General features: G+C 70.3%; 16 protein-coding genes. 8 read left to right on the forward strand and 8 right to left on the reverse strand.

Translation table 11 applies throughout. The features are described from left to right. Positions 1–6 precede the first annotated feature (6 nt). Positions 7–1,833 carry an acyl-CoA dehydrogenase gene (locus ACF1DX_RS13500; RefSeq protein ID WP_391791328.1) on the reverse strand — a complete coding sequence of 609 codons (1,827 nt, stop codon included), beginning with the start codon at positions 1,831–1,833 and terminating at the stop codon, positions 7–9. Between the two features lie 172 nt (positions 1,834–2,005). Between ACF1DX_RS13500 and ACF1DX_RS13505 the strand changes: the two genes are divergently transcribed. The 3 genes from ACF1DX_RS13505 (at position 2,006) to ACF1DX_RS13515 (ending at position 4,300) form a co-directional block, all read left to right on the forward strand. Continuing rightward, positions 2,006–2,470, forward strand: coding sequence for an SseB family protein (locus tag ACF1DX_RS13505; RefSeq protein ID WP_030856883.1), 465 nt, complete (start codon positions 2,006–2,008; stop codon positions 2,468–2,470). A 115-nt stretch (positions 2,471–2,585) separates the two neighbouring features. After that, entirely contained in the window at positions 2,586–3,578 is a 993-nt protein-coding gene (locus ACF1DX_RS13510) for a pirin family protein (protein WP_391791329.1), read from the forward strand. Between the two features lie 47 nt (positions 3,579–3,625). Next, entirely contained in the window at positions 3,626–4,300 is a 675-nt protein-coding gene (locus ACF1DX_RS13515) for a hypothetical protein (protein ID WP_391791330.1), read from the forward strand. 7 nt (positions 4,301–4,307) lie between these two features. On the opposite strand, the gene ACF1DX_RS13520 is transcribed toward ACF1DX_RS13515, so the two are convergent. Then, the gene (locus ACF1DX_RS13520; RefSeq protein WP_391791331.1) at positions 4,308–6,431 is read right to left on the reverse strand and encodes a SpoIIE family protein phosphatase; all 2,124 of its coding nucleotides are present in this window, start codon (positions 6,429–6,431) and stop codon (positions 4,308–4,310) included. A 144-nt stretch (positions 6,432–6,575) separates the two neighbouring features. Between ACF1DX_RS13520 and aspS the strand changes: the two genes are divergently transcribed. Next, the gene (gene aspS, locus ACF1DX_RS13525; RefSeq protein ID WP_391791332.1) at positions 6,576–8,339 is read left to right on the forward strand and encodes an aspartate--tRNA ligase; all 1,764 of its coding nucleotides are present in this window, start codon (positions 6,576–6,578) and stop codon (positions 8,337–8,339) included. Positions 8,340–8,411: 72 nt separating this feature from the next. On the opposite strand, the gene ACF1DX_RS13530 is transcribed toward aspS, so the two are convergent. Together ACF1DX_RS13530 and ACF1DX_RS13535 are read right to left on the reverse strand one after the other, a co-directional pair. After that, the gene (locus ACF1DX_RS13530; protein WP_391791333.1) at positions 8,412–10,346 is read right to left on the reverse strand and encodes a glycosyltransferase family 2 protein; all 1,935 of its coding nucleotides are present in this window, start codon (positions 10,344–10,346) and stop codon (positions 8,412–8,414) included. A gap of 77 nt (positions 10,347–10,423) precedes the next feature. Next, on the reverse strand, positions 10,424–10,789 hold the full coding sequence (locus ACF1DX_RS13535; RefSeq protein WP_030856872.1) for a PH domain-containing protein: 366 nt from the start codon (positions 10,787–10,789) through the stop codon (positions 10,424–10,426). Between the two features lie 367 nt (positions 10,790–11,156). Between ACF1DX_RS13535 and ACF1DX_RS13540 the strand changes: the two genes are divergently transcribed. Then, a complete protein-coding gene (locus tag ACF1DX_RS13540; protein WP_391791334.1) occupies positions 11,157–12,497 on the forward strand; it encodes a polysaccharide lyase family 1 protein in 1,341 nt (446 codons plus the stop codon). Between the two features lie 558 nt (positions 12,498–13,055). On the opposite strand, the gene ACF1DX_RS13545 is transcribed toward ACF1DX_RS13540, so the two are convergent. Then, positions 13,056–13,961, reverse strand: coding sequence for a helix-turn-helix domain-containing protein (locus ACF1DX_RS13545; protein ID WP_391791335.1), 906 nt, complete (start codon positions 13,959–13,961; stop codon positions 13,056–13,058). 514 nt (positions 13,962–14,475) lie between these two features. On the opposite strand from ACF1DX_RS13545, the gene ACF1DX_RS13550 reads away from it, so the two are divergent. Together ACF1DX_RS13550 and ACF1DX_RS13555 are read left to right on the forward strand one after the other, a co-directional pair. Further along, positions 14,476–15,357, forward strand: coding sequence for a helix-turn-helix domain-containing protein (locus tag ACF1DX_RS13550; protein ID WP_391791336.1), 882 nt, complete (start codon positions 14,476–14,478; stop codon positions 15,355–15,357). Beyond that, a complete protein-coding gene (locus ACF1DX_RS13555) occupies positions 15,354–15,563 on the forward strand; it encodes a DUF397 domain-containing protein (protein ID WP_391791337.1) in 210 nt (69 codons plus the stop codon). The genes ACF1DX_RS13550 and ACF1DX_RS13555 overlap by 4 nt, the downstream gene beginning before the upstream one ends. A gap of 194 nt (positions 15,564–15,757) precedes the next feature. Here the strand turns inward: ACF1DX_RS13555 and metG are convergent, their stop codons facing one another. After that, on the reverse strand, positions 15,758–17,374 hold the full coding sequence (gene metG, locus ACF1DX_RS13560) for a methionine--tRNA ligase (protein ID WP_391791338.1): 1,617 nt from the start codon (positions 17,372–17,374) through the stop codon (positions 15,758–15,760). Between the two features lie 97 nt (positions 17,375–17,471). Further along, on the reverse strand, positions 17,472–19,160 hold the full coding sequence (locus tag ACF1DX_RS13565; RefSeq protein ID WP_391791339.1) for a VWA domain-containing protein: 1,689 nt from the start codon (positions 19,158–19,160) through the stop codon (positions 17,472–17,474). A gap of 253 nt (positions 19,161–19,413) precedes the next feature. Here ACF1DX_RS13565 and ACF1DX_RS13570 point away from each other — a divergent pair, with 253 nt between their 5' ends. Further along, on the forward strand, positions 19,414–21,492 hold the full coding sequence (locus tag ACF1DX_RS13570) for a PhoX family protein (RefSeq protein ID WP_391791340.1): 2,079 nt from the start codon (positions 19,414–19,416) through the stop codon (positions 21,490–21,492). A gap of 23 nt (positions 21,493–21,515) precedes the next feature. Here ACF1DX_RS13570 and ACF1DX_RS13575 read toward each other — a convergent pair whose 3' ends face one another. Continuing rightward, positions 21,516–22,442 carry a LysR substrate-binding domain-containing protein gene (locus ACF1DX_RS13575; RefSeq protein WP_391791341.1) on the reverse strand — a complete coding sequence of 309 codons (927 nt, stop codon included), beginning with the start codon at positions 22,440–22,442 and terminating at the stop codon, positions 21,516–21,518. Between the last annotated feature and the right edge of the window lie 126 nt (positions 22,443–22,568).

Here is a 22,568-nt window from a genome sequence, read left to right on the forward strand (position 1 = left end):
AAGGGGCTAGAAGGCCGCCTCGTCCAGCTCCATCAGGTCCAGCTCGACGCCCTCGGCGACCTTGCGGGCCAGGGTGACGCCGGGCAGGACGTTGGCCGCGAAGAACTTCGCCGCCGCGATCTTGCCGGTGTAGAAGGCGACGTCCTTGGCGGAGGCCGTCGGGAGCTTCTCGGCGGCGATCGCGGCACCGCGCAGCAGCAGGTAGCCGACGATCACGTCACCGGAGGCCATCAGCAGGCGGGTGGTGTTGAGCCCCACCTTGTAGATGTTCCTGACGTCCTGCTCGGTGGCCGCGAGGTCGGTGAGCATCAGGCCGACGATGGCCTCCAGCTCGACGGCCGCCTTGGCCAGGTGCTCGCGGGCCGTGCCGAGCTCCTCGCCGCCCTCGCCGAGCGCCAGGAACTTCTTGATGTCCTCGGCCAGCGAGTTCAGCGCCGCGCCCTGGTTGCGGACGATCTTCCGGAAGAAGAAGTCCTGGCCCTGGATCGCGGTGGTGCCCTCGTACAGGGTGTCGATCTTGGAGTCCCGGATGTACTGCTCGATCGGGTACTCCTGGAGGAAGCCGGAGCCGCCGAAGGTCTGCAGCGACTGGGCGAGCTGCTCGTAGGCCTTCTCGGAGCCGTACCCCTTGACGATCGGCAGGAGCAGGTCGTTCAGCGCGTGCTCGGTGGAGGCGTCCTCGCCGTTCGCCTCCTTGACCTGGATGGCGTCCTGGACGGAGGCGGTGTACATGACGAGGGCGCGCATGCCCTCCGCGTACGCCTTCTGCGTCATGAGGGAGCGGCGGACGTCCGGGTGGTGCGTGATGGTGACCTTGGGGGCCGACTTGTCCATGAAGTCGGCCAGGTCCGGACCCTGGACGCGCTCCTTGGCGTACTCCAGCGCGTTGAGGTAGCCGGTGGAGAGCGTGGAGATCGCCTTCGTGCCGACCATCATGCGGGCGAACTCGATGATGCGGAACATCTGGCGGATGCCGTCGTGCTTGTCGCCGATCAGCCAGCCCTTGGCGGGGTGGCGGTCGCCGAAGGTCATCTCGCAGGTGTTGGAGGCCTTCAGGCCCATCTTGTGCTCGACGTTGGTGGCGTAGACGCCGTTGCGCTCGCCGAGCTCGCCGGTCTCGAAGTCGAACTCGTACTTCGGGACGAGGAAGAGGGACAGGCCCTTGGTGCCGGGTCCGGCGCCCTCGGGGCGGGCGAGCACGTAGTGGAGGATGTTCTCCGACATGTCGTGCTCACCGGAGGTGATGAACCGCTTCACGCCCTCGATGTGCCAGGAGCCGTCCTCCTGCTGCACGGCCTTGGTGCGGCCGGCGCCCACGTCCGAGCCGGCGTCCGGCTCGGTGAGCACCATCGTGGAGCCCCACTGCTTCTCGGTGGCGATCTTCGCGATGTGCTTCTGGACCTCGTTGCCCTCCTCGAAGAGGATGCCGGCGAACGCGGGGCCGGAGGAGTACATCCACACCGCCGGGTTGGCCCCGAGGATGAGCTCGGCGTAGGCCCAGATGAGGGAGCGGGGGGCGGTGGTGCCGCCGATCTCCTCGGGCAGGCCCAGGCGCCAGTACTCGGAGTCCATGAAGGCCTGGTAGCTCTTCTTGAAGGACGCCGGGACCGGCGCGGTGCTGGTCTCCGGGTCGAAGACCGGCGGGTTGCGGTCGGCGTCGGTGAAGGACTCCGCCAGCTCGTTCTCCGAGAGGCGGGTGAGCTCCTCCAGGATGCTCTTCGCGGTCTCGACGTCCATCTCCTCGAACGGACCCGTGCCGTACAGCTTGTCGCGTCCGAGCACCTCGAAGAGGTTGAACTCGATGTCGCGGAGATTCGACTTGTAGTGCCCCATGGCGACGGCTCCGTTGGAGAGGTATCGGCGAGGCGCTGACTCCTCGCGACTGATTCACATGATTCACGTACCGGCAAGTAGCCACGATGATGCTACCCGTCGGTAATAAGAAGCAACCCCGATCCGGACATCTGTGACCCAGCCCTCCCGCCGGATCAGTAGTCTGTGCGGCATGTACGGCTACGACCAGAGCGCGGGGGCGCAGCAGGGTTACGTCCCGCCGCAGCAGCAGATGCAGGGCGGGTACGGGCAGCAGGCGCCGCTGTATCCGGAGCCGTCCGCGCCCTCGCTCGCCGACGCGGTGCGCGCGTTCACCACCGGGCAGATGGCGGCCGAGGACTTCCAGCAGGTCTTCGCCACCTCCAAGGTCTACTGCCCGCGCGGCGACAACCCCGGATTCCTCGCCCTGCACAACACCCAGCAGCCGGTGATCCCGATGTTCACCTCGCTGAAGGAGCTGCGGCGGTACGCGGGCAAGGAGTCCAAGTACTTCGTGATCACCGGCGCCGAGGTGATCGACCTGCTGCCCACGGGGTACGGCTTCGTGCTCGACATGGAGGGCGAGCACCGGATGGTGTTCGACGCCAAGGCCGTGGAGCAGATGGTCGAGTTCGCGATGCGCCGCATGTACGGCTGACCCCTGTCACCCCTGAACGCCGGGCCCGGAGGGAATGTCCTCCGGGCTTTCGTCGTTCGGGGTGGCAGGAAGTTCAATGCTCAACTAAAATGGGTGTACCCGAGGAGGTACCGACATGCCTGCAGTGACCGTCGAGAACCCGTTGACGCTGCCCCGTGTGACCGCGCCCGCCGACGCCGTGGCACGCCCCGTGCTCACCGTCACGACCGCGCCGAGCGGTTTCGAGGGCGAGGGCTTCCCGGTGCGCCGGGCGTTCGCCGGGATCAACTACCGCCATCTCGACCCGTTCATCATGATGGACCAGATGGGCGAGGTGGAGTACGCGCCCGGGGAGCCGAAGGGCACGCCCTGGCACCCGCACCGCGGCTTCGAGACCGTCACCTACATCATCGACGGGATCTTCGACCACCAGGACAGCCACGGTGGTGGCGGCACCATCACCAACGGCGACACCCAGTGGATGACGGCCGGCAGCGGTCTGCTCCACATCGAGGCGCCGCCGGAGCAGCTCGTCATGTCCGGCGGGCTCTTCCACGGGCTCCAGCTCTGGGTGAACCTCCCCGCCAAGGACAAGATGATGGCGCCGCGCTACCAGGACATCCGGGGCGGCAGCGTCCAGCTCCTCACCTCCCCCGACGGCGGCGCGCTGCTGCGCGTCATCGCCGGTGAGCTGGACGGTCACGAGGGTCCGGGCGTCACGCACACGCCGATCACGATGGTGCACGCGACGCTGGCGCCGGGCGCGGAGATCACCCTGCCCTGGCGCGAGGACTTCAACGGCCTGGCGTACGTCATGGCGGGCAAGGGCGCGGTCGGCGCCGAGCGGCGTCCGGTCCGCCTGGGCCAGACGGCGGTCTTCGGGGCCGGCTCCTCGCTGACCGTCCGCGCGGACGAGCGGCAGGACTCCCACACCCCGGACCTGGAGGTCGTCCTGCTGGGCGGCAAGCCGATCCGGGAGCCGATGGCCCACTACGGTCCGTTCGTGATGAACACCCGCGACGAGCTCCAGCAGGCCTTCGAGGACTTCCAGAAGGGCCGGCTCGGCACGGTCCCCGCCGTGCACGGCATGTCGGAGGGCGGACCCGCGGTCGGCAACAACGGCGCCTGAAGACTGCCCGGCCCCGGCAGTGAACCCGGCCGCGTACGGACCCGATGATGTCCGTACGCGGCCGGATCGTCGAGGGGGGCTGGGTACCGATGGGTGAGCGCCGGGTACGGAAGACGCTGCGACAGATGGCGAGTGGGGAGCCCGTTCGGGTCGTCAGCGCCATGGGCTCCATGAAGAAGCTCGCACGGCTCGCCTTCTTCGCCCGGCAGTTCGGATACGAGTACGCGGACGTACGACAGGGGGGCGGGGCCCAGGGCAAGGGGCTCGTGATGCTGCTCGTGCCCGACCCCGGCCCCGCGGCCCGTGAGCGGGCCGCGCGGAACCGGGCGCGGTACCCGAGGGCCGCCGACGGCGGTGAGCTGCCGCGCCCCGTGCCCGAGGAGATCGAGCTGCTCAAGGCCCGCATCGGCTACGACCTCGCCACTCGGTACACCGAGAAGCAGAGGGTGGCGCTGTCGGGTGGCGCCTTCACCGTGCTGGCCCTGGCCGTCGCCGTCAAGGTCGGCGCGCACACCACCGGGCTTGTCGTCGTCGGCACCGTCTGGGCCGCGCTGATGGCCCTCCTGCCCGTGGGGGTCATCGCCAACCGGCGCTACCGGGAGAAGCAGACCGCCGTGCTGCGGGCGGCCGGGCTGACACCGGTGACCGAGCCGGGCGGACGGGTGCGGTACGTGCCGCCGGGCGGCCGGCTGCCCGGGCACGGCGATCCCCTCGCGGGATGAGGGGAGTTCAGCGCGGGCCGGTTCCGTCCTTCTCGTACAGCTCGAACCAGATGCTCTTCCCCCTGCCGCGCGGGTCGACGCCCCAGGTGTGGGCGAGGAGTTCGATCAGGACCAGGCCGCGTCCGGAGGACGCCAGCTCGCCCGGCCGGCGCAGGTGCGGCAGGTCGTCGCCGGCGTCGGTGACCTCGATGCGCATCCGGCGGCCGTCGCCGCCGCCGGTGACCTCGGCGAGCAGCAGGGCGTCGGCGTCGGTGTGCACGAGGACGTTGGTGAGCATCTCCGACAGCAGCAGCACCGCCGAGTCCACCTGGTCCGGCGAGGACCAGTCGTGGAGGAGTTCGCGCAGTTGCTGGCGGGCCACCGAGACCCGCTCGGGCTCGGCCTGCGCCACCGTCAGCGCCGTGCGGCGCACCGGTTGATCCACCGTGTCCGGCCCCACGCCGCAGCCGCAGCCCTCGCCCTCCCGGGACAGCAGCATCATGGCGATGTCGTCCTCGCGGCGGTCGGCGAGCGGGCCGGTGGTGTGGTGGGAGGAGGGGCCGTGCACCGCATGCACCAGGGCGTCGGCCAGTTCCTCCTGGTTGCCCTCGTGCTCCTCGAGGATGCCGCGCAGCCGCTGCCAGCCGGTCTCCAGGTCGTGGCCGCCGGTCTCGATCAGCCCGTCCGTGCAGATCAGCATGGTCTCGCCGGACTCCAGGACGAAGCGGGTGGTCGGATAGTCGGCGTCCGGATCGACGCCCAGTGGCAGTCCGCCCGCCGTCGGCCGGGTCAGCACCGTTCCGTCGGCCATGCGGATCACCGGTTCCGGGTGCCCGGCGCGGGCGGCCTCCAGTATTCCGCTCACCGGGTCGACCTCGACGTACAGGCAGGTCGCGAAGCGCAGTTCGGTGGGGTCCGCCTCGCCGATCCCGTGCAGGAAGCGGGAGGCGCGGGACAGTACGGCGTCGGGGCGGTGCCCCTCCGAGGCGTACGCCCGCAGGGCTATCCGAAGCTGGCCCATCAGCCCCGCGGCCCGCACGTCATGGCCCTGGACGTCCCCGATGACCAGCGCGAACCGTCCGCAGGGCAGTGGGATCACGTCGTACCAGTCGCCGCCGACCTGCAGGCCGCCGCCGGTGGGGACGTAGCGGGCGGCGATGCTCATGCCCGGGATGCCCGGACCGAGCTCGGGCAGCATCGTGCGCTGCAGGCCCTCGCTCAGTTCCCGCTGATTCTCGGCCGTGCCCGCGCGGGACAGCGCCTGGGCCAGCATCCGGGCGACCGTGGTCAGCACGGAACGTTCGTCGGGGGTGAACGCGACCGGGTAGGCGAAGGCCGCCAGCCAGGCGCCCATCGTGCGGCCGGACACGGTCAGCGGCAGGAAGGCCCAGGACTGGCGGCCGAAGCGCCGGGCGAGCGGCCAGGTGAGCGGGTAGCGGGCCTTGTACTGCTCCGGGGAGGAGAGGTAGACCGCGCGGCCCGTGCGCACCACCTCGGCGGCCGGGTAGTCCGTGTCCAGCGGCATGTACGTGAACGGGTTGTCGTCGCCGGGCTCGTGGCCGTGGTGGCCGATGATCGTGAGCCGGTCGCCCTGCACACCGAACACGGCCAGTCCGTCCGGTGAGAAGCCCGGCATCGACAGGTTGGCCGCGACCCGCAGCACCTCCTGTGTCGACCGCGCCTCCGCCAGCGCCCGGCCCGCGTCCAGCAGGAACGCCTCCCGTGAGCGCCGCCAGTCGCCGGTGACCGCGCTGCGCCCGGCGGGCGTGCCCGGGGTGGGCTCGGTGACCTCCTGGAGGCTGCCGGTCAGGACGTACGCCTTGCGGGCGCGGTCGAAGGAGGGTTTGGAGCGGCTGCGCACCACCCGGACAACCCGGTTCTGGTCGTCCATGATCCGGATGCGTACCTCGGCGAGGGTGCCCTCGGCGACGGCGAGCTGGACCACTCCGGTGATCTCGTTCCAGTCGACGGGGTGCAGCCGGGCCCGGATCCGGGCCTCCGTGAGGGTGGCCTGTTCGGCGGGGAGTCCGAGCAGCCGTGCCGCCACGGCGTCGACCGTGACCAGTCCGGACGCGGTGTCCCAGTGCCACAGGCCGGTGTCGAGGGCGGCGAGGACGTCTCCCAGGGCGGGCAAGGGCTCACCAGTGCGCATTGCACCACCTTATGAAGAGGGTGCCGAAAACTGCCACTGTGTCCGGTCGGTAATGACGGAGAAGCGATCTCGGCCCGGCCGGTAGGCTTGGGGGAGTTTCACGTGAAACAACGACCCCGATCCACGAAGGCTGGATGAACGACGATGCATCGGTACAGGTCCCACACCTGCGGCGAGCTCCGCGCCTCTGACGTCGGCACCGACGTCCGGCTGAGCGGCTGGCTGCACAATCGGCGCGACCTGGGCGGCATCCTCTTCATCGATCTGCGCGATCACCACGGCATCACGCAGCTCGTGGCCCGTCCGGGCACCGAGGCGTACGACGCGCTGGACAAGCTCTCCAAGGAGACCGTGGTCCGCGTCGACGGCAAGGTCGTCTCGCGCGGCGCGGAGAACATCAACCCCGAGCTGCCGACCGGCGAGGTCGAGGTCGAGGTCTCCGTGGTCGAGGTGCTGGGCGCCGCCGCCCCGCTCCCCTTCACGATCAACGCCGAGGACGGCGTCAACGAGGAGCGGCGCCTGGAGTACCGCTTCCTGGACCTGCGCCGCGAGCGCATGCACCGCAACATCATGCTGCGTACGCAGGTCATCTCGGCGATCCGCCACAAGATGACCGCGCTGGGCTTCAACGAGATGGCGACGCCGATCCTGAGCGCCACCTCCCCGGAGGGCGCCCGCGACTTCGTGGTCCCGTCCCGTCTGAACCCGGGCAGGTTCTACGCCCTCCCCCAGGCCCCCCAGCAGTTCAAGCAGCTGCTGATGATCTCCGGCTTCGACCGGTACTTCCAGATCGCACCCTGCTTCCGTGACGAGGACGCCCGCGCGGACCGCTCGCCGGGCGAGTTCTACCAGCTCGACGTGGAGATGAGCTTCGTCGAGCAGGAGGACGTCTTCCAGCCGATCGAGAAGCTCATGACCGAGCTGTTCGAGGAGTTCGGCAACGGCCGTCACGTGACGTCCCCGTTCCCGCGGATCCCGTTCCGCGAGGCGATGCTGAAGTACGGCTCCGACAAGCCGGACCTGCGCGCCAAGCTGGAGCTCGTCGACATCACCGACGTCTTCGAGGGCTCGGAGTTCAAGGCCTTCGCCGGCAAGCACGTCCGTGCCCTCGCGGTGCCGGACGTGTCCGGCCAGCCCCGCAAGTTCTTCGACCAGCTCGGCGACTACGCGGTCTCCCAGGGCGCGAAGGGCCTGGCCTGGGTGCGCGTCGGCGAGGACGGCGCGCTGAGCGGCCCGATCGCGAAGTTCCTCACCGAGGAGAACGTCGCGGAGCTGACCAAGCGGCTCTCCCTGGCCCCCGGCCACGCGGTGTTCTTCGGCGCGGGCGAGTTCGACGAGGTCTCCAAGATCATGGGTGCGGTGCGGGTCGAGGCCGCCAAGCGCGCCGGCCAGTTCGAGGAGAACGTCTTCCGCTTCTGCTGGATCGTCGACTTCCCGATGTACGAGAAGGACGAGGAGACCGGCGCGATCGACTTCTCGCACAACCCGTTCTCGATGCCGCAGGGCGGCCTGGAGGCCCTGGAGACCCAGGACCCGCTGGACATCCTCGGCTGGCAGTACGACATCGTCTGCAACGGTGTCGAGCTGTCCTCGGGCGCGATCCGGAACCACGAGCCGGAGATCATGCTCAAGGCGTTCGAGATCGCGGGCTACGACCGCGAGACGGTCGAGGAGAAGTTCGCCGGCATGCTCCGCGCGTTCCGCTTCGGCGCCCCGCCGCACGGCGGCATCGCGCCCGGCGTGGACCGCATCGTCATGCTCCTTGCCGACGAGCCCAACATCCGCGAGACCATCGCCTTCCCGCTCAACGGCAACGCCCAGGACCTGATGATGGGCGCGCCGACGGAGCTGGAGGAGGCCCGGCTGAAGGAGCTGCACCTGACGGTGCGCAAGCCCCAGCCGAAGTAACCCCGGCCACGGCGAAGGGCCCGGAACCGGCACCGGTTCCGGGCCCTTCGCCGTGCGCGCGGCCGGGCGGGGTCAGGGCCGCCGGCCCAGCCGGTTCCGTACGCGCCGGGCCCGGCGGTCGCCCGCGACCGCGTCGAGGAGCCGGCGCCCGGTGCCGGCCGCGTAGGCCGGGCCCTCCAGCCGCAGCAGCTCCCCGTCGCTGACGACGGCGTACGCGACCGGGGTGTCCGCCTTCGGGAAGGCGACCGGGTGGCGTCCGTCCGCGAGGCCGAGGCGGGCGGGGAGGCGCAGCCGCACCGCCGTCCCGTCGGCGGCGGGGACCAGCTCGGCGTTCACCGTCAGCGCGGACACCGCGGCCTTGACGCGCACCGGGCCACCGGACGCCGCCGTCACGTACGGCAGCGGCAGCGACCGTCCGGCGCGCGTGTCGTTGGCGGCGGCGGCCCCGGCCGTGTCGGGGCCGAACCGGCGCTGCCGCTGGTCCAGGTCGAGGGCGAGCTGGCCGCCGGCCGTCCAGTACGGCAGCGCGAGCCGCCCACCGGTCAGCGCCGGGCCCGCGGCCGGGCTGCCCGGGGCGCCGTCACCGGTCACCCGGACCATCCGGTCGACGCCCAGCAACTGGACGAACGCCCACACGTCGTACACCCCGCGCCCCAGGGGCCCGCCGCCGGCCAGCCGCTCCGGGTCGATGCGCAGCCGCCCGGACGCGACCGGCCGGGACCGTCCGTCGCCGGCCGGTTCGAGCCGCACCTCCAGGTCACCCTCCGGGTACCACCAGTCCTCCCGGGCCCGGTCCTTGACCACGATCTCCGCGTACGCCAGCCGGAACGGATCGCGCACCTCGTACCCGTCCTCGGCACCCGGCACGCCGTCCAGCAGCTCCGGGTCCAGCCACCACCTGCCGTCCCGCTCGACCAGGACCAGCGGCTCGCCGTCCCCGCGCAGCAGGTCCAGCGTGATGTCGGCGGCCAGGCAGCCGTCCTCCCACCGCAGCGGGCCGGCCTCACCGCGCGCCTTCACCGCGCCGACGCGCTCGGCGAACGCCCGCGCCCCGTCGAAGTCACCGCTCTCCAGCAGCTCGGCGCGGACCCGCGACACCCCGGGCAGTCCCTCCCGCACGGCCGGCGGGAACTCCTCCAGCGCCACCGCGCGGGCCGCCTCGAAGCGCGGCAGTTGCTCGGCCCGGTCCTCGCGGAGGATCTCGGGCTCCCGGGCCCTGGAGAGGACCTCCACGTGGTACAGGCGGTGCAGCAGCCGGTTCTGCAGCGCGTCGATGTCGTCGGAGGGGGTGGTGCCGTCCTTGATCTGCCGGACGATCGTGCGGCAGTTGGGCCAGAACCCGTGCCGCGGGTTGAACCGGTGCCGGGTGTTGTTGCCGCCGTCGTCCCGCTTCATCCAGTAGTAGCAGGGGTAGTCGGCGAGGACCGAGATGCGCTCCGCCTTCAGGTAGGCGGCGGTGACGAAGGCCAGGTCCTCCAGGATCCACGGCCCCTCCGGGAACCGCAGCCCGTGCTCCTCGACGAAGGCCCGCCGGAACATCTTGTGCGGCGACAGGCTCTGCATCAGCTCGTCGTTCTCGATGGTGCAGGCGTCCACCGTGTGCCGGAACAGCCGCCGGGGGCGGACCATCGTGCTGGACATTTTGCCGATCACCACGTCGGCGTCGTTGCGCTTCGCGTGCGCGTACAGCCGCTCCAGCGCCTCGGTCCCGAGCTTGTCGTCGTGGTCGACGAACTGCACGTACTCGCCCTTGGCGTGCCGCATGCCGAAGTTGCGCGGCGCGCCCGGCCAGCCCGAGTTGGGCCGGGTGTGCACCTGGACGTTCGGGTGTCCTGCCGCGAGCTTCTCCAGCCGGGCCGGCGTGTCGTCCGTCGACCCGTCGTCGACGTAGATCACCTCGTACTCGTCGGCCGGCAGGCTCTGTCCGAGCAGCGACGGCGCGCACTCGTCGACGTACTGACCGGTGTTGTAGACGGGAACGATGACGCTGACCTTGAGTCCTGGCATCCTCCGGACATTACCCGCACCGTGTCCGGGCCCGGACACGGTGGTTCCGGGCCCGCCGGCGCGCGTCGTGCGGGCGGCTACCGCGCCACGAACTGGGTGAGGATCGCCTGGACCTCGTAGATGTCGACGCCCTTGGTGAAGGTCTTCTGGAGGGGGGTCGGGGAACCGGATATCCAGATCTTGAGCTCGGCGTCGAGGTCGAAGGTGCCGGCCGTCTCCACCGCGAAGTGGGTGATGCTGCGGTACGGGACGGAGTGGTACTCCACCTTCTTGCCGGTGATGCCCTGCTTGTCGACCATGATCAGGCGGCGGTCGGTGAACAGGATGGTGTCGCGGATCAGCAGGAACGCGGCGTGCACCTGCTCGCCGTGGCCCAGCAGCCGGGCGTAGTCCTGCTGTGCCTGGGCCGGGTCGACGGTGTGCGCGTTGCCGAAGAGTGCCATCGGAGCGAGTCCCCCATGTGAGTGGCGACGGCCGGATCTCGGCCGTCTTCACATGATCTTCGCAAAAGGCGGGGTCCGGGAGAAGATCTTGTCCTCTCCCGGGCCCCGGCTGTAGCGAGCGTGTTACGCGGCCGGCTCCCCTCCGATACGTGGGGAGAGGGTCGCGCCCGGCGTGGACCGCATCGTCATGCTCGTCGCCGACGAACCCGGCATCGGCGGACCAACGCCTTCCCGCTCAACGGCGACGCCCAGGATCCGATGACGAGGGAAAGGCGGGGAAGAAAAAAATCTCCGCACGCGGCAACCCTTCTCCGAGCGGCGGCCACTGACAGGACGTAACCCCGCTCCTCCCTCGTAAGGAAGCCCCGTGGCTGCTCGTTCCCACCGCCGGTCCCTCCGTTCCCGTCGTGCCGCCGTCGTCTGTGCGGCCGTCGTGGCCGCGGGCGCCGGCGCCGGTGTCTTCGTGATGAACGCCAACGCCGGGACCGTGGACCTGTACCACCAGACGCTCGCCGCGAAGGACGGCTGGGCGTCCTCCGGTACGGGCACCACCGGCGGCACGAAGGCCGACGCCGCCCACACCTTCACCGTCTCCACCCGCGCGCAGCTCGTGAAGGCACTGGGCTCGGTGTCCGACACCACGCCCCGCATCATCAAGGTCAACGGCGTGATCGACGCCAACACCGACGACAGCGGCAAGAAGCTGACCTGCGCCGACTACGCCTCCGGCACCGGCTACTCGCTGTCGGCCTACCTCAAGGCCTACGACCCGGCCACCTACGGCCGCTCCAAGCTGCCCTCCGGCACCCAGGAGAAGGCGCGCGCCGCCGCCCAGGCCAAGCAGGGCAAGAACATCGTCCTCAAGGTCCCCGCCAACACGACGATCGTGGGCGTCCCCGGTACGAACGCCGGTCTCACCGGGGCCATGCTCCAGATCCAGAACGTGGACAACGTCATCGTCCGCAACCTGACCTTCGCCGCCACCGAGGACTGCTTCCCGCAGTGGGACCCGACCGACGGCGACGACGGCAACTGGAACTCCAACTACGACTCGGTGTCCCTGCGCGGCGCGACCCACGTGTGGGCGGACCACAACACGTTCACCGACGCGCCGCACTTCGACAGCGCCAACCCGAAGTACTTCGGCCGCGAGTACCAGATCCACGACGGCGCCCTCGACATCACCAAGGGTTCCGACCTGGTGACCGTCTCGCGCAACCAGTTCACCAACCACGACAAGACGATGCTGATCGGCAGCAGTGACACCGACAGCGTCGGCAAGCTGCGCGTCTCCCTCCACCACAACGTGTGGAAGGGCATCATGCAGCGCGCCCCGCTGGCCCGCATCGGCCAGATCCACATCTACAACAACTACTACGACGTCACGCCCCTCAACGGGTACGCGCCGCAGTACAGCATCAACTCCCGTGCCAAGGCCCAGGTCGTCGCGGAGAACAACTACTGGAAGCTGCCGTCCGGCGCGAAGGCCGCCAAGCTCCTCAGCGGTGACGGCACCGGCTCGGTCAAGGGCTCCGGCAACCTCGTCAACGGCACGGTGACCGACCTCGTCGCCGCCTACAACGCCGCCTCGTCCAAGGACCTGAAGACCACGGTCAACTGGACCCCGGCCCTCACGGCGGGCCTGGAGGCCTCGGCGGGCGACCTGCCGACGTCGCTGGCGACGACGGGGGCGGGCGTGCTCAAGTAGCACCCGAGACGCGCGAGGGCCGGGAGACCACGAGCCCCCGGCCCTCGCGCACCCAATACCGCGCGGTCCGCCGCGCGCCACGGACCGTGAGGGGCCCGGGACGCCTTCCCGGGCCCCTCACGGCGTTCCGAGGACGAGCCTCCCCGACAGGCAGCGCGGGGCGGCCCCCTTGGACAGCCGTGACTACTCGTCTTCGAAGATCTCTTCGGCCGTCGGGACTGTGACGGCACGCCCGAGCCAGTGGCGCAGGATCTCGAGATCGTCGTAGCTGGTGACGCGTTCCTGGACCGCTTTCCGGGATGTCCATGCCGCGCGCTTTCAGGATGTGCAGGACGTCCTCGGCTCGGCCCTCGTCGCGGATTCCCTCGGAGAGGTCGGACTTGTAGAAGGAGAGGTCCACGGCCACCAGTTTCCTCCACAGGTGTGCGGCCGGGTGCTTGCCCAGGCCTTGTGCGATGAGTTCGACGATCGGGTCGGCGATGCTCTGCGGTGTGTCCCGCAGAACGGTCGTCATCGATGTGAGTACGGCTTCGGTGGGGCCGGGTCCTGGCCGGCTCGTCAGGGGGTCGTGGGCGTCGGTCGCCGGAGTGCGAGGCAGCCCTGGCAGTGGTGGGGGTCGGGGCCGCGGTAGGCGTGGTCGCAGGTTTCGCAGTTGCGCAGGGGGTGCCGGACGGGCGCGGGTGGTTCGGGGGCGCGGTACGGCGGGAGGGGCGGCAGTTTGGCCGTCAGGCGGTGCGCCAGGAAGGCGGCGGGCCGGACCAGGGGTTCCAGGGGCAGGCCGGCGGCCAGGGCCTCGCGTACGGCGGTGGGGGGTAGGTCGCGCTCCAGCCAGGCGGCGACGCCGGGGGCGAGGTGTTCGGCGTCGGTGGCGGAGAGCAGCAGGCGGGGGTCCTCGCGGCGGAGGCCGGCGAGGACGTCGGTGGCCGCCCGGAGGAGGTCGGGGGAGGTGTACGCGGGCTTCGGTACGGCGGGGAGGGCGCGGCGGCGTGGGGGTTCCTGCTGCGGAGCGGTGGCCGCACGGCGGGCCGGGGGCTTGGGCTTCTCGCTCGCTTCGGGGGCGGCGTCGCGTCGGCCGGGCTGGTTGCAGGAGACGGTGCGGGTGACGAGGCGGCCGGTCGGGGTGCGTTCGCGGATGCGGCGCAGGTAGCCGTGGGCCTCCAGCTCGTTCAGGGCGGCGGCGATCCGGGTCGGGCCCTCGGGGAAGCGGGCGGCCAGGGTCTTGATGTCGACGGGGGTGCCGGTGGGGAGGGACTGGATGTGGCAGGCCAGTCCGATCGCCAGCAGGGAGAGGTCAGGGTGCTGGGTGAGGTGGTTGCCGATCACCGTGAAGCGGGCGGTGTGGCGGGTGTTGTCGTGGATGACTCCGCCGGGGTGACCCTTCGCGTGGGCGCGTCGGCGGGGGTGGTTTTTCCCGTCGATACGGGACTGGGCGTGCGGGTGCACGCTAGTGTTTTGGGTGTCCATCGGGAAGCCCTTTTCTTCCTTGGTGGTCAGGCCCTCGCGGTGGGAATGGCGTTCCCGGCGGGGGCCGTTTACGTGTCTGGGGCTGTGTGCCGTGCTGCGTTGAGCTGAGCGTAGGGCAGACAACCCGTGGCATATCCACTCCAGTTGGTGATGTTCACCCGCGCGAGTGAGCGTGCGCCGTGGGCGGGAGGGGTGGGGCTTGGTGCGGTTCCTTTCTCTCCCGTGGTTCTTGGGAAAGACCGCCGACGACACCGGAACCCGACCGGGTGTGTTCCGGTTCCGGTGATGTTTTCGCAGGTCAGGATGGTGGTGGATCGAGTTCCGTCCGTACGGTCTTGCGGGGGACTTTTCGCTGTTCGCGTGACCGGGCGTGACCGGACGTGCTTACCGTTGACAGTGACGGCATCAATACAGAGGGTGACTGTCCGCAGCTTGTCGGCCGTTGTCCGGACTGTCGGAAACGGGCCTACGGGTAAGGGCGTTGCGGCACGGCGGTACGACAGAGGGGTGCGGTATGTCGGTGGACGGCGAGGCGGTACGGCTCCGGACCGGGACCGAGGAGGACGAACCGGGGTGGGAGGTGGACCCGGAGGACGAGTGGGGCGTGGCCGTTCTCACCACCGTAGGGCGCCAGTTGAAGCTACGGCGTGAGGCTATGGGCATGCGGGTCACCGACTTCGCGGCGGCGGTCAAGTACGGGGACGACCTGGTCTACAAGATCGAGGGCGGGAAGCGGATTCCCCGGCAGGAGTATCTGTGCAAGGCCGACGAGGTGTTGGGCGCGGGCGGGCTCATCGCGGCGGCGTGGGAGGACGTGAGGAAGGTCCGGTACCCGAAGAGTGTGCGGGCACTGGGGAAGCTGGAGGCGCAGGCGGTGGAGGTGGCGCTGTACAGCAACCACAACATCCACGGTCTGTTGCAGACCGAGGAGCACATGCGGGCGCTCTTCGAAGCGTGGCTTCCTGCCTACTCGGATGAGGAAACGGAGCGCATGGTGGCCGCGCGGATGGCCCGCCGTTCGATCTTCGAGCGATCACCGGCGCCGACGCTGAGTTTTGTCCAGGAAGAGGTGACGCTGCGGCGCCCGGTCGGGGGCAGAATGGCTTGGAGGCGGCAACTCGAACGCCTGTTGGAGCTTGGGCGGTTGCGGAACGTCTCGATTCAGGTGATGCCGACTGAATGCGAGGATCACTTCGGCACGGGCGGACTGATCGAGGTGCTCAAGTTTCCGGACGGCACGGCGGTGGGGCGCACCGAGGGTGCGTTCAGCGGTCGCCCGGTGTCCGATCCGAAGCAGCTCAGGATCCTCGAACTGCGCTATGGCATGATCCGGGCGCAAGCCCTCACGCCCCGGGAGTCGCGGGCCCTCATCGAGCAGATGCTTGGAGAGACATGATCAGCACCTCCACCGGCCACGACGCTTCCGCGCTGGTCTGGTTCAAGAGCAGCTACAGCAGCAGCGGTGACGGCAACGACTGCATCGAGATCGCCGCGGCCCTCGACGTGGTGCACGTTCGCGATTCCAAGAACATAGAGGGCCCTCAACTCGCGCTTACGCGCCATGCGTGGGCCGACTTCGTGGCACACGCGTCGGCAAGCTGACCCTTCACCTGGGCATCGTCCCGCACCCGGCGGCTGCCGGTACGTGCCGTGCAGATGACGATTGGAGCGATTCTCCAGGCGAAACGACGCATATGCGGTGCGTCGCCTGGAGAATCGCTCCAACCAGCGTCCTGTGACGGGGTTCGCCAGCAGCGTCCACGCCGGTTCCGGGGCCTGGACGCGCGTCATACGTCCTACGCGGTCGGCTTCTCCTCGAGACGCGGGAAGAGGACCGCGCCCTTGGTGACCGTGGAGCCGGCGGGGAGCAGGCCCCAGGTGCCGGACTCCTGGACCTTCTGGTCCGCGAGGGCGCCGAGGGAGGCGTCCGCGCCGAGGGAGTCCCAGAGCTTCTGCGAGGTCTCCGGCATGATCGGGTTGAGGAGGACCGCCACCGCGCGCAGGGACTCCGCGGCGGTGTAGAGGATCGTCGCGAGACGCGCCTTGCCCTCCGGCGAGTCGTCCTTCGCGACCTTCCAGGGCTCCTGCTCGGTGATGTAGCCGTTGACCTGCTTCACGAAGTCGAACACCGCCAGGATGCCGCCCTGGAAGTCCAGCTCCTCGCCGATGCGGCGGTCCGCCTCCGTGACGGCCTTCGCCAGGCCGTCGTGGATCGCCTGCTCGGCCTCGCCGTCGGCCGTCGACGCCGGCAGTTCGCCGCCGAAGTACTTGCCGACCATCGCCGCGACGCGGGAGGCGAGGTTGCCGTAGTCGTTGGCCAGCTCGCTGGTGTAGCGGGCGGAGAAGTCCTCCCAGGAGAAGCTGCCGTCCTGGCCGAAGGCGATCGCCCGCAGGAAGTACCAGCGGTACGCGTCCACGCCGAAGTGCGAGGTCAGGTCCTGCGGCTTGATGCCGGTCAGGTTGGACTTCGACATCTTCTCGCCGCCGACCATCAGCCAGCCGTTCGCGGCGACCTTCCCGGGGAGGGGGAGGCCCTGCGCCATCAGCATGGCCGGCCAGATGATCGCGTGGAAGCGGAGGATGTCCTTGCCGACCAGGTGCACGTCGGCGGGGAAGGTGGCCTCGAACTTCTCCGGGTTCTCGTTGTAGCCGACCGCCGTGGCGTAGTTCAGCAGCGCGTCGACCCACACGTAGATGACGTGCTTCTCGTCCCAGGGGATCGGGATGCCCCAGTCGAACGTCGAGCGGGAGATGGAGAGGTCCTGGAGGCCCTGGCGGACGAAGTTCACGACCTCGTTGCGCGCGGACTCGGGCTGGATGAAGCCCGGGTTGGCCTCGTAGTGGGCGAGGAGCTTCTCGCCGTACTCGCTCAGCTTGAAGAAGTAGTTCTCCTCGCTGAGGATCTCCACCGGCTTCTTGTGGATCGGGCACAGCTTCTGGCCCGCGTACTCGCCCTCGCCGTCGAGCAGCTCGCCGGGGAGCTTGTACTCCTCGCAGCCCACGCAGTACGGGCCCTCGTAGCCGCCCTTGTAGATCTCGCCCTTGTCGTACAGGTCCTGCACGAACTCCTGGACGCGGTCGGTGTGCCGCTTCTGCGTGGTGCGGATGAAGTCGTCGTTCGCGATGTCGAGGTGCTCCCACAGGGGCTTCCAGGCCTCCGTGACGAGCTTGTCGGCCCAGGCCTGCGGGGTGACCCCGTTCGCCTCGGCCGTACGCATGATCTTCTGACCGTGCTCGTCCGTGCCGGTGAGGTACCACACCTTCTCACCGCGCTGGCGGTGCCAGCGGGTGAGCACGTCGCCTGCGACGGTCGTATAGGCGTGGCCCAGGTGAGGAGCGTCGTTGACGTAGTAGATGGGGGTCGAGACGTAGTACGCCTTCGCCCCCTGCTTCTCGGATCCAGTGGCCGCCATGGTCGAAATCCTACTGGCCCCGGAGAGATCGGCTCACCTGCGTTTCGGGGGCGGACGGGATGTCCGTCCGCCCCCGGGCGAGGGTGAGGGGGTGCGGCTACGGGCGCCAGGCCGCCAGGACGCCCTCGTAGAGCTCCTTGTCGGTGAGCTCCAGGGGGGTGGGGCCCGCGTGGAAGAAGGCGGTGTTCTCCGTCTTCAGCTTGCGGAGGTAGTCGAAGGCCTTGTTGTCGTGCTCACCGAAGGCGACGAAGGAGAAGAAGACGGCGGGGTGGTTCTTCGCCGCGTCGGTGAGGGCCTGGGTGGCGGGGGTCTTGGCGTCCGGCGCGCCGTCCGTCTGGAAGACCACCAGGGCGGGGGTGCCGGCCGGTTCGTTCGCGTGCTGTGCGAGGACGGCCTCGACGGCCGCGTGGTAGCTGGTACGGCCCATGCGGCCGAGGCCGGCGTGCAGCTCGTCGATCTTGTTCTCGTGGTCGGTGAGGGTCAGCTCGCCGGTGCCGTCCAGTTCGGTGGAGAAGAACGTGACGTGGAGGGTGGCCTCGGTGTCGAGGTGGGCGGCGAGGGCGAGGGTCTGCTCGGCGAGGGCCTGGGCGGAGCCGTCCTTGTAGTACGGGCGCATGCTCGCGGAGCGGTCAAGGACGAGGTAGACCTTGGCGCGGGTGCCGGTGAGGTCGTGGTGTGCGAGGGCGGCGCCGGCTGCTTTGTGGGCGGTGAGGAGGGTGGCGGGGACAGGAGGCTGTTCGGTCTCGGTCTCGGTCTCGGTCTCGGCCTTGGCCTCGGCGGCGGGCTTCTCTTCTGCCGTGGGCTCCGGCTGGGCCGTGGCCTCCGGCTCGGGGTCGGTTTCGGGCTCTGCCTCGACCTCGGGCTCCGGTTCCGGCTCCGGCTGGGGGGCGGCCTCGGCTTCGCCTTCGGCCGGGGATTCGTTCCCACCCGCACCGCCCGTGCCGCTCTCGTCGTCGGGTGCGGGTGGCCCCTGTGGGGCGTCCTCGCCGTCGGCGGTCGCGGGCTCGGTGACAGCCTCGGGCTCGGGTTCGGCTGTGGCCTCCGGCTGGGGGTCGGTTTCGGGCTCCGCCTCGACCTCGGGCTCCGGTTCCGGCTCAGCTTCGGCCTTGGCCTCGGGCTGGGGGGCGGCCTCGGCTTCGCCTTCGGCCGGGGATTCGTTCCCACCCGCACCGCCCGTGCTGCTCTCGTCGTCGGGTGCGGGTGGCCCCTGTGGGGCATCCTCGCCGTCGGCGGCCGCGGGCTCGGTGACAGCCTCGGGCTTCTCTTCCACCGTGGCCTCGGCCTCAGGCTCGGCCTTGGCTGCCGGCTCCGGCTCGGCTTCAGTGGTGACCTTGGCCTCCGGCTCGGGCTCCGCTTCTGGCTCGGGCTCGGCTTCGGCGGTGGCGTCGGGCTTCGCTTCGCTCTCAGGCTCCGGTTCGGTCTCTGCCTTCGGCGCGGCTTCCGGCTCGGTCTCAGGCTCGGCCTTGGCAGCCGGCTTCGGCTCGGGTTCCTGGGTGGAGGCCGGGGGGTCGTCCGAACGGGTGGGCTTGGGGACCGCGATGTTGTCGAAGGCCGCGGAGACCAGGTCGTGTTCCTCACGGGGTTCCGGGACGGAGGCCGTGCGGGGCTCGGGGGACGGGGACGGGATCTTCGGGGCCGCGGCGGGCTCCGGGGCCGGCTCCGTCGGGGCGGGCGATGCCGGGGACGTGCTCGCCGTCCCGGCGGCGTCCGACGCACCCCCCGCTTCGGCGGACCTCGCTTTGCGTGACCGGCCGAACGCGTTCCGCAGGAGAGTGAGAATGCCCATGTGCGCAACCCTTCGCGTGAGTTGATGCCCGTCAATCCCTGGCCAGGACGGACACGTAAGGTTAGCGGCCCGCAAGGGCGATCTTGGGCAGGGTGGGGTTTGCGGAATCGTATATGTCAAGGGTGCGATTCGGCCCGGTGCAACTTCCCAGATGCTGCCGCAGGTTCACGCACCGTTCACCCGGCCGCCCGGCTACCGCACGTATGTACCCCTACGGTCACGCTGACACCACGGGTACCCAAGGAGAGAAAACGTGCGAAAGCTGCTGCCGTTGATCGGAACGCCGTCCGGTTCCCACCCCGGCGGCCGGTCCGCCATGACCTGCCGTTTCCGGTGTGGTGACGCCTGCTTCCACGAGGTGCCCAACACCAGCTCCAACGAGTACGTCGGTGACGTCATCGCCGGCGCCCTCAGCCGCCGCTCCATGATGCGCGCCGCCGCCGTCGTGACGGTGGCCGCCGCCGGTGCCGGGGCGGTCGGCGTCGCCGCCGCCCCCGAGGCGCAGGCCGCGTCCGCCGCCAAGGGCCACGGCCACCACCACGACACACCCAAGGGCGCCCGCGGTCTGCGGTTCACGCCCGTCGCGCCGAACACGAACGACGCCGTGACCGTGCCCGAGGGCTACCGGCAGAACGTCGTCATCCGCTGGGGCGAGCCCATCCTGCGCGGCGCGCCGGCCTTCGACCCGGAGAAGCAGAGCGCCAAGGCGCAGGCCGGGCAGTTCGGGTACAACTGCGACTTCCTCGCCCTGCTGCCGCTGCGCGGTGAGCGCGACCGGCAGCTGCTCGTCGCCAACCACGAGTACACCGACGAAGTCCTGATGTTCCGGGACTACGACGCCGCCAACCCCACCCGCGAGCAGGTCGAGATCGCCTGGGCCGCGCACGGGCTCGCGGTGGTCGCGGTCGAGGAGGAGCGCCGCACCGGCAAGCTGACGCCCGTCAACCGGCACCAGCTCAACCGTCGCCTCACCGCCACCTCCGAGTTCCGGCTCACCGGCCCCGTCGCGGGGTCCGACCTGGTGAAGACCTCCGCCGACCCGAGCGGCACCAAGGTGCTCGGCACCCTCAACAACTGCGCCGGCGGCACCACCCCGTGGGGCACGACCCTGCACGGCGAGGAGAACTTCAACCAGTACTTCGCCAACGGCAGCCGCGCCACCGACAAGCGGTACGGCATCGGCACCGGCGCCACCGAGCGCAAGTGGGAGCGTTTCGACAAGCGGTTCGACGTCTCCCAGGAGCCCAACGAGGTGCACCGCTTCGGGTACGTCGTCGAGCTGGACCCGTACGACCCCGACTCCACCCCGCGCAAGCACACCGCGCTCGGCCGGTTCAAGCACGAGGGCGCGACCGTGCGGCTGACGCACGACGGGCGTCCGGTCGTGTACTCGGGTGACGACGAGCGGTTCGACTACTTCTACAAGTTCGTCGGCAGCAAGAAGATGCGGCACGGCAACAGCCGCTCCGCCCGCGAGCACAACCTCTCCCTGCTCGACGAGGGCACGCTGTACGTCGCCAAGCTCACCGGGGACTCCCCCGCGATCGAGATCGACGGCACGGGCAAGCTGCCGAAGGACGGCGAGTTCGACGGCAGCGGTCAGTGGATCCCGCTGGCCACCGCCACCGCCGACGGTGCCGTCTCGCACGTCGAGGGCATGACCGCCGAGGAGGTCTTCGTCTTCACGCGCCTCGCCGGCGACAAGGTCGGCGCCACCAAGATGGACCGGCCCGAGGACATCGAGCCCAACCCGGTCACCGGCAAGGTGTACGTCGCCCTCACCAACAACTCCAACCGCGGCAAGACCGGTTACGCCGCCGCCGACGAGGCCAACCCGCGCAACGCCAACAAGCACGGCCACGTGCTCGAACTGACCGAGCGCTGGAACCGGCCGGAGAGCACCCGCTTCGCCTGGTCGCTGTTCCTGGTCGCGGGCGACCCGGAGGACCCGGCGACGTACTTCGCCGGGTTCCCGAAGGAGTCCGTCAGCCCGATCTCCTGCCCGGACAACGTCGCCTTCGACGACCACGGCAACCTGTGGATCTCCACCGACGGCAGCGCCCTCGGCTCCCACGACGGCCTCTTCGGCGTCGCCACGCGCGGCGACCGGCGCGGTGAGCTGAAGCAGTTCCTCACCGTGCCCAACGGTGCGGAGACCTGCGGCCCGGTCATCCAGGGCCGGCGGGTGCTGGTCGCCGTACAGCACCCGGGCGAGGTGGACGGGGCGACCGTGGACCAGCCGGCCAGCGCCTGGCCCGACGGGCCCGGCACGTACGTCCGCCCGGCCGTCGTCGCGGTGTGGCGCGCGGACGGCCGCGACATCGGCGTCTGACGTACCCCTCGGAGGTGGCTCGGTCAGGGGCCCGGAACCAGGTCCTGATCCAGCCACTCCCGGTACGCCGGTGCCTGCCGCGCCACCTCCCGGTACGCCTCGGCCAGATCGGGATAGACGCCCTCCAGTTCCGACTCCGTACGCGCCGCCAGCAGCAGCCGTACGCCCAGCGGGTCGCCGTGCAGCCGGCGGACCGCCGTCTCGGGGCGGGAGGGCGAGGTCGGCTGGCACACGGTGACGACCTCGCCGATGGCGACCAGGGACGCCGCCGTGTGGTAGTCCCCGTGCAGCACGCGCGGGCTGATCCCGGCGGCGTGCAGGACCCGTCGTACGGCGTCCCACTCGCCGTCGACCGCCGGGTCGATCATCCAGCGGTCGCCGGCCAGGTCGGACAGGTGGACCACCGGGCGCGCGGCGGCCGGATGGTCGGCCGGGAGCGACACGCACTGCGGTTCGCGCTCGACGAGGACCCGGATGCGCAGGCTCTCGGGGATGCGCAGGGGCGAGCCCTCGACCTCGTGCACGAACGCCACGTCGAGCTGCCCGTCGGCGACCATGCGCAGCAGGGCGTTGGCGGAGACGTCCATGTGCAGGGTGGGCTCCTGCCAGTGCCGGCGCAGCCGTCGCAGCCAGCCGGCCAGGGCCCGGCTGGCGGTGGAGCCGATGCGCAGTTGCCGGCCACCGACGGCGGCGGCACGGGCCTCGGTGACGAGGGACCGCAGTTCGGTGACGAGCGGGCGGGCGCGGCTGAGCACCAGCCGGCCCAGGGGGGTGGGACGGCAGCCGGTACGCGCGCGCACGAACAGGGCACCGCCCAGCTCCTGTTCGATGCGCCGCAACTGCGTGCTCAACGAGGGCTGGGCCACGCCGAGTTGGCGTGCGGCGCGGTGCAGACTGCCGGTGTCGGCGATCGCGCACAGCGCCCTGAGGTGCCTGACCTCAAGCTCCATGCCCTGGGAGGGTAAGGCGGAAGTTCAGCTTTCACCAGACACACAAACCCCGTCCGTTCAGGCGGAGTCGGGCGTACGCGGCCGGGTGGCCGGAGTCGGCCGATAGGCCCGTCCTATCACCGGTTG

The organism is Streptomyces sp. NPDC014676 (assembly GCF_043084105.1).
Classification (GTDB): Bacteria; Actinomycetota; Actinomycetes; order Streptomycetales; family Streptomycetaceae; genus Streptomyces.

Excerpts from the sequence above, each read along its gene's own strand:
- ACF1DX_RS13555 (WP_391791337.1), top strand. The coding sequence starts at position 15,354 with ATGATCAGCACCTCCACCGGCCACGACGCTTCCGCGCTGGTCTGGTTC.
- ACF1DX_RS13530 (WP_391791333.1), bottom strand. The coding sequence starts at position 10,346 with ATGCCAGGACTCAAGGTCAGCGTCATCGTTCCCGTCTACAACACCGGT.
- ACF1DX_RS13505 (WP_030856883.1), top strand. The coding sequence starts at position 2,006 with ATGTACGGCTACGACCAGAGCGCGGGGGCGCAGCAGGGTTACGTCCCG.
- ACF1DX_RS13520 (WP_391791331.1), bottom strand. The coding sequence starts at position 6,431 with ATGCGCACTGGTGAGCCCTTGCCCGCCCTGGGAGACGTCCTCGCCGCC.
- ACF1DX_RS13545 (WP_391791335.1), bottom strand. The coding sequence starts at position 13,961 with ATGGACACCCAAAACACTAGCGTGCACCCGCACGCCCAGTCCCGTATC.
- ACF1DX_RS13565 (WP_391791339.1), bottom strand. The coding sequence starts at position 19,160 with ATGGGCATTCTCACTCTCCTGCGGAACGCGTTCGGCCGGTCACGCAAA.
- ACF1DX_RS13515 (WP_391791330.1), top strand. The coding sequence starts at position 3,626 with ATGTCCGTACGCGGCCGGATCGTCGAGGGGGGCTGGGTACCGATGGGT.
- ACF1DX_RS13500 (WP_391791328.1), bottom strand. The coding sequence starts at position 1,833 with ATGGGGCACTACAAGTCGAATCTCCGCGACATCGAGTTCAACCTCTTC.
- aspS (WP_391791332.1), top strand. The coding sequence starts at position 6,576 with ATGCATCGGTACAGGTCCCACACCTGCGGCGAGCTCCGCGCCTCTGAC.
- ACF1DX_RS13535 (WP_030856872.1), bottom strand. The coding sequence starts at position 10,789 with ATGGCACTCTTCGGCAACGCGCACACCGTCGACCCGGCCCAGGCACAG.
- metG (WP_391791338.1), bottom strand. The coding sequence starts at position 17,374 with ATGGCGGCCACTGGATCCGAGAAGCAGGGGGCGAAGGCGTACTACGTC.
- ACF1DX_RS13510 (WP_391791329.1), top strand. The coding sequence starts at position 2,586 with ATGCCTGCAGTGACCGTCGAGAACCCGTTGACGCTGCCCCGTGTGACC.
- ACF1DX_RS13550 (WP_391791336.1), top strand. The coding sequence starts at position 14,476 with ATGTCGGTGGACGGCGAGGCGGTACGGCTCCGGACCGGGACCGAGGAG.
- ACF1DX_RS13575 (WP_391791341.1), bottom strand. The coding sequence starts at position 22,442 with ATGGAGCTTGAGGTCAGGCACCTCAGGGCGCTGTGCGCGATCGCCGAC.